The 12,917-nt window shown below is 36.2% G+C and carries 11 protein-coding genes; 10 read left to right on the plus strand and 1 reads right to left on the minus strand.

What is annotated here, in order from left to right; genetic code table 11:
* Positions 1-307: 307 nt before the first annotated feature.
* Together leuS and JJJ02_RS00825 are read left to right on the plus strand one after the other, a co-directional pair.
* Positions 308-2,722 (plus strand): leucine--tRNA ligase, encoded by a 2,415-nt coding sequence (leuS, locus tag JJJ02_RS00820; RefSeq protein ID WP_240836832.1) that lies wholly within the window; start codon positions 308-310, stop codon positions 2,720-2,722.
* An 8-nt stretch (positions 2,723-2,730) separates the two neighbouring features.
* Complete coding sequence (locus tag JJJ02_RS00825) at positions 2,731-3,027, plus strand: rhodanese-like domain-containing protein (RefSeq protein WP_240836834.1); 297 nt, start codon at positions 2,731-2,733, stop codon at positions 3,025-3,027.
* A gap of 308 nt (positions 3,028-3,335) precedes the next feature.
* Here the strand turns inward: JJJ02_RS00825 and JJJ02_RS00830 are convergent, their stop codons facing one another.
* Positions 3,336-4,583, minus strand: a complete 1,248-nt coding sequence (locus JJJ02_RS00830; protein WP_111716521.1) for a BaiN/RdsA family NAD(P)/FAD-dependent oxidoreductase — start codon at positions 4,581-4,583, stop codon at positions 3,336-3,338.
* Positions 4,584-4,740: 157 nt separating this feature from the next.
* Here JJJ02_RS00830 and JJJ02_RS00835 point away from each other — a divergent pair, with 157 nt between their 5' ends.
* From JJJ02_RS00835 to JJJ02_RS00870, 8 genes are all read left to right on the plus strand, one after another.
* Positions 4,741-6,363 (plus strand): putative polysaccharide biosynthesis protein, encoded by a 1,623-nt coding sequence (locus JJJ02_RS00835; protein WP_239242562.1) that lies wholly within the window; start codon positions 4,741-4,743, stop codon positions 6,361-6,363.
* Positions 6,360-7,070, plus strand: coding sequence for a pseudouridine synthase (locus JJJ02_RS00840; RefSeq protein WP_111716525.1), 711 nt, complete (start codon positions 6,360-6,362; stop codon positions 7,068-7,070). The genes JJJ02_RS00835 and JJJ02_RS00840 overlap by 4 nt, the downstream gene beginning before the upstream one ends.
* Positions 7,071-7,138: 68 nt before the next feature.
* On the plus strand, positions 7,139-7,585 hold the full coding sequence (locus JJJ02_RS00845) for a YtxH domain-containing protein (RefSeq protein WP_099579801.1): 447 nt from the start codon (positions 7,139-7,141) through the stop codon (positions 7,583-7,585).
* Positions 7,586-7,704: 119 nt separating this feature from the next.
* Positions 7,705-9,117: a dipeptidase PepV gene (gene pepV, locus JJJ02_RS00850; protein ID WP_239242560.1), complete on the plus strand. Its 1,413-nt coding sequence runs from the start codon at positions 7,705-7,707 to the stop codon at positions 9,115-9,117.
* A 1-nt stretch (position 9,118) separates the two neighbouring features.
* On the plus strand, positions 9,119-9,958 hold the full coding sequence (dat, locus tag JJJ02_RS00855) for a D-amino-acid transaminase (protein WP_240836840.1): 840 nt from the start codon (positions 9,119-9,121) through the stop codon (positions 9,956-9,958).
* 187 nt (positions 9,959-10,145) lie between these two features.
* Positions 10,146-10,937: a phosphotransferase family protein gene (locus tag JJJ02_RS00860; protein ID WP_099580143.1), complete on the plus strand. Its 792-nt coding sequence runs from the start codon at positions 10,146-10,148 to the stop codon at positions 10,935-10,937.
* Positions 10,938-10,950: 13 nt separating this feature from the next.
* The gene (trmB, locus tag JJJ02_RS00865) at positions 10,951-11,586 is read left to right on the plus strand and encodes a tRNA (guanosine(46)-N7)-methyltransferase TrmB (RefSeq protein WP_111716530.1); all 636 of its coding nucleotides are present in this window, start codon (positions 10,951-10,953) and stop codon (positions 11,584-11,586) included.
* 111 nt (positions 11,587-11,697) lie between these two features.
* Positions 11,698-12,900 carry a MalY/PatB family protein gene (locus JJJ02_RS00870; protein WP_111716531.1) on the plus strand — a complete coding sequence of 401 codons (1,203 nt, stop codon included), beginning with the start codon at positions 11,698-11,700 and terminating at the stop codon, positions 12,898-12,900.
* Positions 12,901-12,917: the final 17 nt, after the last annotated feature.

Below are 12,917 nucleotides of genomic sequence, written 5' to 3' on the forward strand. Positions count from 1 at the left end.
TTAAAATATTTGCATAATTCAAATTAATTGATTGAGATGTATTTTATTTTTAGTAAAAAGACTTGAAAAAGATTTAAAGCTCCTTTATAGTAAATGTATCTAGAGTAGTAACAAGCAATCATTTTAAAGAAAGCCAGTGGGTGCTGTGAACTGGTATTTGAAACTTGTGAACTTGCTAGTGTTGAAATAAATAACAAAAGCTGCACTTATTAAAGTGAATTGCGGGTGGTACCGCGGTTGTCATATATGACAGTCGTCCCTTATTTTAGGGATGGCTGTCTTTTTATATATTAAAGGAGGAAAAGTTATGAGCTATAATCATCAAAATATTGAAAAGAAATGGCAGAAATATTGGTTAGATAATAAAACTTTTAAAACTGGAGAAGACATGGAACAACCAAAATTCTTCGCTTTAGATATGTTCCCTTATCCATCTGGTGCTGGATTACACGTTGGTCATCCAGAAGGATATACGGCTACTGATATCGTCTCTAGATTTAAACGCATGCAAGGTTATAACGTATTACATCCGATGGGGTGGGATGCATTTGGTTTACCTGCTGAACAATATGCGATTGATACAGGTAATGACCCTGCTGAATTCACAAAGAAAAATATCGAAACATTTAAGCGACAAATTCAGGAACTTGGTTTCAGTTATGACTGGGATCGCGAAGTAAATACGACAGATCCTGAGTATTATAAATGGACGCAGTGGATCTTTATCCAGCTGTACAATAAAGGGTTAGCTTATGTCGATGAAGTTGCTGTTAACTGGTGTCCTGCACTCGGTACAGTACTTTCAAATGAGGAAGTAATCGATGGTGTATCAGAGCGTGGTGGACATCCAGTAATCCGTAAACCGATGCGTCAATGGGTACTTAAGATTACTGAATATGCAGATCGACTGCTAGAGGATTTAGATGAGCTGGATTGGCCGGAATCATTAAAAGATATGCAGCGTAACTGGATTGGTAAATCTGAAGGTGCAGAAGTTGAATTTAAAGTAGACGGGAAAGATGCGTCATTTAAAGTGTTTACGACACGTCCAGATACTATTTTTGGTGCAACTTATGCTGTATTATCACCAGAACACACACTTGTAGAATCAATCACTACTGATGAACAACGCGAGGCGATTCAGGCATATCAGGAGCAGGCAAGCCGAAAATCAGATTTAGAACGTACAGACTTAGCGAAAGATAAATCTGGTGTATTTACAGGAAGCTATGCGATTAATCCATTTACGAATGAACAGATGCCGATCTGGATATCTGATTACGTATTAGCATCATACGGCACTGGGGCGATAATGGCTGTACCGGCGCATGATGAACGCGACTATGAATTTGCAAAACAATTCGGACTAGTAATTAAACCGGTACTTGAAGGTGGAGATATCGACAAAGAAGCATTCACTGGTGACGGTGTACATATCAATTCTGGTGAATTAGATGGCTTAAATAAAGAAGAAGGTATCGCTCGAGCGATAGAAATGCTCGAAGAAAAACAAATCGGTGAGAAGAAAGTGTCTTATAAATTACGTGACTGGTTATTCTCACGTCAACGTTACTGGGGTGAGCCGATTCCAGTTATCATCTGGGAAGACGGTTCAATGACGACAGTGCCTGAAGACGAATTACCGTTAATGTTACCAAAGACGGATAAGATTATGCCATCAGGTACAGGTGAATCTCCGCTTGCAAATATTGATGAATTTGTTAATGTGGTAGATCCTGTAACAGGCATGAAAGGTCGACGCGAAACAAATACGATGCCGCAATGGGCAGGCTCTTGCTGGTATTACTTACGTTACATCGATCCACATAACAGTGAAGTGTTAGCTGACCCTGAAAAATTAAAATACTGGTTACCAGTTGATTTATATATTGGTGGAGCAGAGCATGCTGTACTACACTTATTATATGCGCGCTTCTGGCATAAAGTATTATATGACTTAGGTGTAGTCCCAACGAAAGAACCATTCCAGAAGTTATTTAACCAAGGGATGATCCTAGGTGAAGGCAACGAAAAAATGAGTAAATCTAAAGGAAACGTCGTAAACCCTGATGATGTTGTTGAAAGTCACGGTGCAGATACATTAAGACTTTACGAAATGTTTATGGGGCCACTTGATGCATCAATAGCATGGAGTACGAATGGATTAGACGGTGCTCGCCGATTCTTAGACCGTGTCTATCGTGCGTTTATTACCGAAGAGGGTACTTTAGCTGCTAAAGTTGTAGATACAGAGACACCAGCATTAGAAAAAGTTTATCACCAGACAGTGAAGAAAGTAACGGATGATTATAATACTTTAGGATTTAATACAGCAATTTCTCAAATGATGGTATTTATCAATGAAGTTTATAAACAAGATGCTGTAAGTCGTGAATACGTTGAAGGATTTGTAAAGCTATTATCACCAATTGCTCCGCATATTTCAGAAGAAATATGGTCAATTTTAGGACACGATGAAACAATTACGTATGAAGCGTGGCCAACGCATGATGATAGCAAGCTTGTTGATAACGAAGTAGAAATTGTCATTCAGGTTAACGGAAAAGTGAAGCTTAAAGCAAAAGTTGCAAAAGATACAGATAAAGAAGCGTTAGAAACATTTGCACTAGAGCAGGAAGCAATTAAGACACAAATCGAAGGTAAGACGATTCGTAAAGTGATTGCTGTACCAAATAAATTAGTCAATATTGTGGCAAATTAGGAGTTAAAATGAATATTTCAACTGAAGCATTTGTAGCAAAGATTAAAGCAAATGAAGCGATGAACATTATTGATGTGCGCGAACAATTCGAAATAGAGCAAGGTATGATCAAAGGTGCAATGCATATTCCGATGAATGATATACCTGAACAGATGGAAAATTTAGATTGTGAAAAAGAATATTATATTGTTTGTGCACATGCAGTAAGAAGTGCGAATGTTACTCATTATTTATTAGCAAATGATTATAAAGCTGTGAATGTAGAAGGTGGCATGGCAGTTATTGAACCGATGTTAAGTGAATAAATGTGTGGCAGGCATTTCCGGATACTAGGAGTATCCGGCAAAGATGAAGTTAAATTTGATGGATATGTAGCCAACATTTCCGGATACTAGGAGTATCCGGCAAAGATGAAGTTAAATTTGATGGTTATGTGGCTAACATTTCCGGATACTAGGAGTATCCGGCAAAGATGAAGTTAAATTTGATGGATATGTAGCCAACATTTCCGGATACTAGGAGTATCCGGCAAAGATGAAACCAAATTTAATAATATGTAAAGCAACAATTCCGGATACTAAGCGTATCCGGAATTGTTTCATTATATTTAGTTTTATCTGCAGCTCATTCCGGCAACATAACCAGTGACTAGTGCACTTGTAATATTATAACCACCAGTATAGCCATGTATGTCTAACACTTCACCACAAAAATAAAGATTATCATGTATTTTAGACTGCATCGTTGCTGGTACGATTTCTTTTACAGTAACACCACCGCCGGTAACAAACGCTTTATCAATTGATAATGTACCGTTAACGGTAAATGCAAATCCTTTTAATAGCGCTATAAATGTCTTAAGACTTTCTTTTTTGATATGATGACCATTTTCTTCAAGGTTAATTTCAGCACGTTCCAGTAGAAAATGTAAATAACGTTCCTGCACCAAACCTTTTAGACTATTTTTGATGGCTTTATCTTTATTATCATTAATGATTTTTTCGATGTGTTGTGTAAGTTGACCGATAGTCATGTCTGGAAATACATCAATCATCATCTGTATCTCTTGTTTCTTCTGACTTTTTTGCTCGTGATAAATAAATTGTGAACAGCGAAGAGCTGCTGGTCCTGATATTCCGAAATGTGTAAATAACATATCCATTTGATGGGTAATGCGTGGTTTACCATTTTTACGCAATACACTTAACCCGACATTTTGCAGACTAAGTCCTTGTAGTATCTTAGATTTTATGAATGGTTCACTTGATGTGATTGGTACTTCGGTAGGAAACAGCTCGGTAATCGTATGTCCTGCTTGCTGTGCAAATACGTAGCCATCTCCAGTAGAACCGGTATGCGGTACAGATTTGCCACCGGTCGCGATAATGACTTTTTCTGAATATACAGGTATGTTATCTGATAGCATCACACCTTTAATCTTATCTTCTTCTATGATTAAAGATTCAACCTTTGTCGTTGTTCGAACTTCCACCTTATTATTGATAAGTTGTTGTTTAAGGGCGTTGACAACATCCTTTGCGTTATTGGATACAGGGAACATACGACCATGATCTTCTTCTTTTAAAGCGACACCAAGATTTTCGAAATATTCGATGATGGCATAATTATCGAATGTATTAAATGCACTATATAAAAACTTACCGTTACCAGGCAGATGTTTAATCAGTTCTTCATGAGTGACGTTATTTGTAACATTACAACGTCCACCACCAGATATTTGTAATTTACGACCTAGCTGATCTTTTTTATCGATAAGTAAGACTTTGTTATTATTTTCGCTCGCACTGATTGCAGCCATCAATCCACTAGGGCCACCACCTATGACAATTGTCTGATACATATTTGATACCTCCATTTTCAATTATTATACATTTTATTTATGGTAAAATATATGAATTCAGTAGTTAAAAATTTATAATGGTGGTATGATAATCTACATTGAAAATGGGTTTAATCATTTATGAAGCTTTTATTTTAAAAAAGATAGGGATGAAGTTATGTCACAGAAAGATTCACTTGTCAGAAGTACGTTCTTATTAACGGCAAGTATTTTTATTACTAAGATTTTAGGGATACTTTATATTATTCCGTTCTATGCCATTATCGGTGGTGAAGAAAATTTAGCACCATATAATATGGCTTATCCACCATATGTAGTTATGCTTACTGTAGCTGCAGGCGGGATACCGTTAGCGGTAGCTAAATATGTTTCGAAGTATAATGCGATAGGTGCCTATAAAGTTAGCTATAAACTATATAAGTCATCATTATTAGTAATGGGTATCACTGGTTTCTTAGGCTTTGTTATTCTTTACTTTTTAAGTCCGATGATTGCTGAGGCATCACTTGCTGGTTCTGAAGGTAAATGGACTGTTGAAGATATTACCGAGATTATTCGCATCATCTCATTTGCAGTGTTGTTTATTCCTTTCTTAGCGACATGGCGCGGGATATTTCAAGGTTATGATTCAATGGGACCAACAGCGGTGTCACAAGTTATTGAACAAATTGCACGTATACTATTTTTACTAGGAGGTACGTTCGTTGTCCTTAACGTTATGAATAAATCAATGCTACTGGCTAATGAGATTGCTGTATTTGCAGCAGCAATCGGTGCGGTCGCTGCGATTCTAACACTTTGGTATTACTGGAGAAAGCGTAAACCATTTATCGACAAGATGGTTGATTCCGATGATTCTAATACTGATGTTAGTTACGGTAGTATGTATAAAGAAATATTAAAGTACAGTATTCCATTCGTTATCGTAAGTTTGTGTGTGCCGCTTTATACAACGATTGATCAGTTTACACATAACTATGCATTAGGTTTAGCAGGTGTGCCCGGAAAAATGAATGATATGCTCCTTACAATATTAAATACGACATCTAATAAACTTGTTATGATTCCGACTTCACTTGCTGGAGGGTTTGCAATTAGTCTTGTTCCGTCAATTACAAGAACACATGCATCAGGCAAGATTAAAGAAATGCATCATCAGATTAAAACGACTTTCGGTTTACTGATGTTTCTTACAGTGCCAGCTTCATTAGGTATTATGGTATTAGCTGCACCACTTTATACGGTATTTTACAGCTATAATCCAATTGCGAATAATATTCTATTTTATTATGCACCCGTAGGCATTTTACTTGCGCTTGTTTCTGTAACTGCTGCGATGATGCAGGGTATTGATAAACAAAATTTAACGGTTTATATCGTGCTTGCTGCGCTACTTGTTAAATTAGTGATTAATATCCCGTTAATTATGGTATTCCATACAGTAGGCGCAGTACTTGCGACTGCGATTGCGATGACCTTTAATATTGTTTGTAATCTTTATGTCATCAAGAAATATGCGGGATTCCAGTATCGAACGACTGCCCGTCAAATGTTGATGATTACGTTATACAGCTTAATTATGGTACTAGTTGTACAAATCGTTTATGTCATTTTAATGCAATTCCTCACAGTATCCAATAAACTGGATGCACTTATCATTTTAGTGATTGGAGCAGTAGTCGGTGCTTTAGTCTATGCATCATTATCGATGAAATCACGTTTAGCCGATCAATTCTTCGGTGCACGTATCCAATCTTTAAGAAATAGGTTAACGCGATGAGACTTGATAAATTTTTAAGCAACCATGGCGTAGGCTCACGAAAAGATGTTAAGGCATTTCTCAAGAAAAAAGTGATTACGGTTAATGAGGAAGTTGTCACGAAATCAGATATTAAAATTAATCCGGAAAAAGATATCATAAAGGTTCAAGGTGAGATGATTCACTTTGAACCCTTTATCTATCTTATGCTTAATAAACCGGCTGGCGTAGTTTCAAGCACACATGATAAAGATAAGACAGTCATTGACCTTATTACAGGGCTGGATCATTATGACCTGCATCCGGTCGGCAGACTGGATAAAGATACAGAAGGGTTGCTCATCATAACCAATGATGGTCAGTTCTCGCATGACGTGCTGAGTCCTAAGAAACATGTGAATAAAACGTATTATGCCAAAATTGACGGCATTGTCACTGATCACACGGTGGAACAATTTGCTCAAGGCGTAACTTTAGATGATGGGTATCATACTATGCCTGGTGATTTAACATGTCTTTCAGTTGATACGAATAATAATACAAGTGAAATAGAACTTGTAATCCAGGAAGGTAAGTTTCATCAAGTGAAAAGAATGTTTGAGGCAGTAAGTATGAAAGTAACTTACCTAAAACGTATTAAGATGGGTGATTTGTCTTTAGATAGTAGCTTAAAGCCTGGAGAATATAAGAAATTAATGCAGAATGAAATTAATTTAGTAAGAAAATGATTATAAATGTTTAGACCATTACACCTTGGGTATAATTACAGTACAAATCAAAAGAAGAGGTGTTTAACATGGCGAACAACAATCAAACAGGTTTATTAAAAGCAGCATTAGTTATTGGTGGTACTGCAGTAGCAGCATTCCTTTCAAAAAAAGAAAACAGAGATAAAGTATTAGAAGAATACAACAAAGCGAAACAAGATCCTAAAGGTTATGCAGATAACGCTAAAGGCAAAGCTGCTAACTTACAACAAGTAGCGAAAGAAGAAATCAACAAAGCGAAAGAAGATCCAAATGCTTACAAAGCAAACTTAACTTCTAAAGTTGAAGAAAAAGTTGCTCCGTTAAAAGAAAAAGCGGCACCATTAGCTGATAAATTAACTAAAAAAGATGTTACTGTTGAAGAAGAAAAACAAAACTTTGACGACGAAGGTGGAGCAAACAACATCCATGTCGTAACAGACAAAGAAGTTGCTGAAAAAAATCCTAACGCCGTATCTAAAGACGAATTAAAATAATAACGCTATAAAAGTCAGCGCATGCTGGCTTTTTATTTTGATAAATTTTACGATTATTATTTTGAATTCCTTTATGTATCATGTAATATAGGAATATACAAGCATTAGGAGGAATCATTATGTGGAGAGAAAAAGTTGCACAGTATGAAGATAAAATTATTGAAGACCTTACAGGCTTATTAAATATAGAAAGTGTACGTGATGACAGTTTAGCTGATAGTGAAAATCCTGTTGGACCTGGCCCACGAAAAGCTTTAGATTATATGTATGAATTAGCACAACGTGATGGATACGAGACAGTGGATATCGATCATATCGCCGGACGTATCGAAGCAGGTAATGGTGAGGATATTTTCGGTATATTATGTCACGTTGACGTAGTACCTGCAGGAAGTGGATGGGATAGTAATCCATTTGAGGCTGTCGTAACTGAAGATAAAATTATTGCACGTGGTACTTTAGATGACAAAGGACCAACAATTGCTGCGTATTACGCTATTAAAATTTTAGACGACATGAAAGTAGACTGGAAAAAACGCATCCATATCATTATCGGTACTGATGAAGAATCAGGCTGGAAATGTACGGACCGTTATTTTGAAACTGAACCGATGCCTGATCTAGGGATTGCACCAGATGCTGATTTCCCATTAATTCACGGTGAAAAAGGTATCACAACATTTGATATTATTCAAAATAGTGATGAAGAAAGCGAAACAGCACCAGAAGTGGAATTAAAGGCATTTAAAGCTGGTGAAAGATACAATATGGTCCCGGATTTTGCAGAAGCAAAAATCGAAGTTAAAGAAAAGATGGATGCAGTCATTCAAGCTTTCGAAGGATATTTATTAAACAACAAATTAACAGGGAAACAATTCGTAGAGAACGGTCAGATTTCACTTCAAATTGAAGGAAAGTCAGTTCATGGTATGGAACCATTTAAAGGTGTGAACGCTGGTCTATATCTTGTTAATTTCTTAAATACATTAGATCTAGATAAGAAAGCAAAGTCATTCGTTAACTTTGGTGATACATATTTATTTGCTTCTCACTTTGGTGAGAAGCTAGGTATGGCTTATGAAACTGAAGAAATGGGTCAGTTAACTACTAACTATGGTGTAATTAGTTATACGGACGTTGATGGCGGACATTATGGTGTAAACTTACGCTATCCAAACGGTTTTGATTTTGAAACTGAAATTAAGAAATTTGAAGAACAGATTGCTAAAGATGGCTTTGAAATTGAAGTTGAAACGCACCAGGTTCCTCACTATGTCGATAAAAATGATCCATTCGTTCAAAAGTTATTAACAGCATATCGTAACCAGACTGGAGATATGACAGAACCGTATACTATCGGTGGTGGAACATATGCACGTAACCTGGAAAAAGGTGTAGCATTTGGTGCGATGTTTAAAGAATCAGAAGATTTAATGCACCAAAAAAATGAATATATCAGCAAGAAACAATTATTTGATGCGACAGCGATTTATTTAGAAGCAATCCACTCTGTATGTGTAGAAGGTGAGTAAAATGGTAGTTTTTATTAATGGCAGTTATGTGTCTGATGATACGAGAATCAGTTACAACGATCGTGGCATCCAGTTTGGAGATGGTGTATATGAAGTCGTGCGAGTATACCACGGCACTTTATTTACAGCCACTGAACATTTCGAACGACTCGTACGTAGTGCAAATGAAATAGAAATAACAAGTCCCTATTCTGTTGAGGAATATATCGAAATTTGTAATCAGCTTATCAAGGAAAATGAAATAGATAACGGTACAATTTATGTTCAGTTAACACGAGGAGATGCAGTTAGAAATCATATGTATCCAACAGATACTCAACCAAATTTATTACTTTATACCAATACTGCAGAACGTCCGATGCAGGATCTTCAGCAAGGTGTGAAAGCGATTACGACTGAAGATATTCGATGGTTACGCTGTGATATTAAAAGTTTGAATCTGCTTGGTAACATTATGAATAAACAAAAAGCGGTAACCAATGGTGCAAAAGAGGCTATCCAAATACGTAACGGTATTGTTACAGAAGGCGCATCAAGTAATATATTCATCGTTAAAGATGAGAAAATCATTACGCATCCTGCAAATAATTTCATCTTAAACGGTATTACACGTCGTGTCATTAAACAAATTGCAGATGCTGAAGGTATTGCTTTTGAAGAATTTACATTTGATGAGAAAGCGTTAAAGGATGCGGATGAAGTATTCCTAACGAGTACAACACAGGAAGTAATGCCGATTACTGAGATTGATGGTGAGAATGTTAATCAGGGTCAGGTTGGTCCGATTACAAAGCGTCTGCAAAGCAAGTTTGATGAGCATATTATCACAAATCACGCCTAAAAGGCATCATATTACACAATGAATTACATTTGAACATATATTCAGTACGCTTAAAAAAGTTTGACTTGAATATTTTTATAAAAGGTTATAAAATTTAAATAAGTCGTCAAAAACGTTCGAACTAAAAATAAGGCAAGAGATTATTTCTCATTGCCTTTTCTTTTTTCTACTGTGGGAGGTGAACATGTTGGAACATTTCTATCAGCTTGGTTGGACATTAGATTCCGCTGGTGGCGCTTCTGGAGAGGCATATATGGCAGAGCAAGATGGCCGCAAATTATTTCTTAAAAGAAATTCTTCGCCATTCTTAGCAGCGTTATCTGCTGAGGGTATCGTACCTAAGCTCGTATGGACAAAACGTATTGAAACGGGCGAGGTCGTTACCGCTCAACATTGGAAGAATGGAAGATCATTGACACACGAAGAAATGGGTTCCAAGCGTGTTGCGAAACTCCTCAGAAAAATTCATCGCTCTAAACCTTTACTTAATATGTTAAAACGTTTAGAAATGAAACCGATGTATCCTCACATCTTACTTAAGAAAATTAATAGTTCTCTTTCACGCAATGTATTAGCACATCATACGGTTAGAAAAGCTTTAATTTACTTAGAAGAACATATGCCTAATCTAGATAGTCAGTTTTATACTGTCTGTCATGGCGATGTGAATCATAATAACTGGTTACTTTCAGATCAGGATGAACTGTTTATTGTTGACTGGGAAGGTGCAATGATTGCGGATCCTGCGATTGATATTGGTATGATTTTATATACGTATAGCAAAGAAGTTGACTGGGAAGCGTGGCTTGCTGATTACGGTATTAACTATACAATCGATTTAGAGAAACGTATGAAATGGTATACGATTATACAGGCGATTGCGATGGTAGAGTGGTATGAGGAGAAGAGTCGTTACCACGATATGAACGAATGGTTGAAGTTTTTAGATGAAGTTTTAACACAGAATAGATTTATTTAAAGGAGCAACATACATGAGAATGCGTAATAAACCGTGGGCAGAAGATTATCTGCTTGAACATCGTGATATTGTAAGTATCGACCTGTCACAAAAAGACAATATCACATCATGGTTTGAAAAAGTTCAGCCGATTCATATAGAAGTCGGAAGCGGTATGGGTAGATTTATTACTGAGATGGCAAAAGCAAATCCAGCAATCAATTATATCGGTATTGAACGAGATAAGAATGTAATGATTCGTATTGTAGAAAAAGCGATAGAGCAGGATATTAAAAACTTACGATTATTGACAGTTGATGCTGAGAAGCTGACTGAAATATTTAATCCTGGAGAAATTGACCGCATCTATTTAAACTTTTCAGATCCATGGCCGAAGACACGACATGCCAAACGTCGTTTAACACATGCTAATTTCTTATCAGTTTATAAGACGATTCTGAAAGATGATGGTGAAATTCACTTCAAGACAGATAATCAAGGACTATTTGAATTTTCTATTGAAAGTATGAGTCAGTTTGGTATGAAACTCAAAAATATCAATTTAAATCTTCATGATAATGAACCGGCTGATAATATCAAGACAGAGTACGAAGAGAAATTTTCTGCTAAAGGTTTTAGAATCAACCGACTTGAAGCAAGTTTTAAATAACATTTGAAGCATTATTAAATGATGAGACATTATAAGTGTCTCATCTTTTTTTTATGCTTTATTTAGTGTAGACTTGATATATTGAGAGAATTTTCTGAACTGGAGGAAACTATGTATAACTTTAATGAAAATGTTAACCGTTTAAATACAAATGCAGTTCAAACTGAAATGATTCCATTAATCTATCAGCGTAGAGATTTAATGCCCTTCTGGATAGCAGATATGGATATTAAAACGCCGGAAAAGATTACAAAGTCTATCGCTAATCGCCTGGAACACGGAATTTTCGGATATACGAGTTGGAAAAATGATGCATTCTATACGCCGGTTAAACAATGGTATAGTAACCGATTTAATACAAATATTCTTAAACAAGATCTATTCTATTCGCCATCAGTGCTTTTTACTGTGACAGAAGCAATACGTATCCTGACTAATGAAGGTGATGGTGTTATCCTTAATACACCTTCCTATAACAACTTTATCAATCTGATTAACGGTAATAAACGTATGATTGTTGAAAGTGAACTTTACTTTGATGGTTACGAATACACGATGGACTTTGTACAGTTTGAATATCTGTGTCAGATGCCTCAAAATAAAGTGTTCTTATTATGCAATCCACATAACCCAACAGGGAAAGTGTTTTCTGAGCAGGAACTTTTAAAGATTATTGAAATCTGTAAGAAATATAATGTGTATATCATTGCTGATGAAATTCATATGGATTTTGTGCGTCGCGGTCAACACGAAACACTTGCAAAATATATGCATGACTATGAACAGATGTTAGTGACGACATGTTTAGGTAAGACATTTAATGTTTCTGGCATTCCGCATGCATACTTTATAACAAAAGATAAATATATGCGCGAGACAATTAATACGAAAGTGATGTCTGTGTATGGTTTAGCGGCAGTAAATTTAGTTGCCTTAACTGTTATTCAAACAGCTTACTTAGATTGTGGCGACTGGGTCGATGCGCTTAATCAGCATATCGATAATAATATGACCCTCGTAGAAGACTACATTGCAGATCATCTGTCTGATTGTTTATTTTTCCAGAAGCCGGATGCTACATTTTTAGCCTGGATTGATTTTGAGAAGAGTGGATTTAGTGAAATGGAAGTACAGGATGCCTTACAGAATGTCGGAAAGATTGCGACGGGTATCGGTAATACTTACGAATTATCGGCAAGTACACATTTTAGATTTAATGTCGCGTGTAGTGAAGATAAATTATTAGAAGGTCTTGACCGCATAAAAAAATCATTCGATTACTTAAAAACAACAAAAGAAAAAGAAGCACAATAAATGTTGTGCTTCAAATT

The sequence above is a fragment of the Macrococcus sp. PK genome (assembly GCF_022501545.1).
In the GTDB taxonomy this organism is placed as follows: domain Bacteria; phylum Bacillota; class Bacilli; order Staphylococcales; family Staphylococcaceae; genus Macrococcoides; species Macrococcoides epidermidis.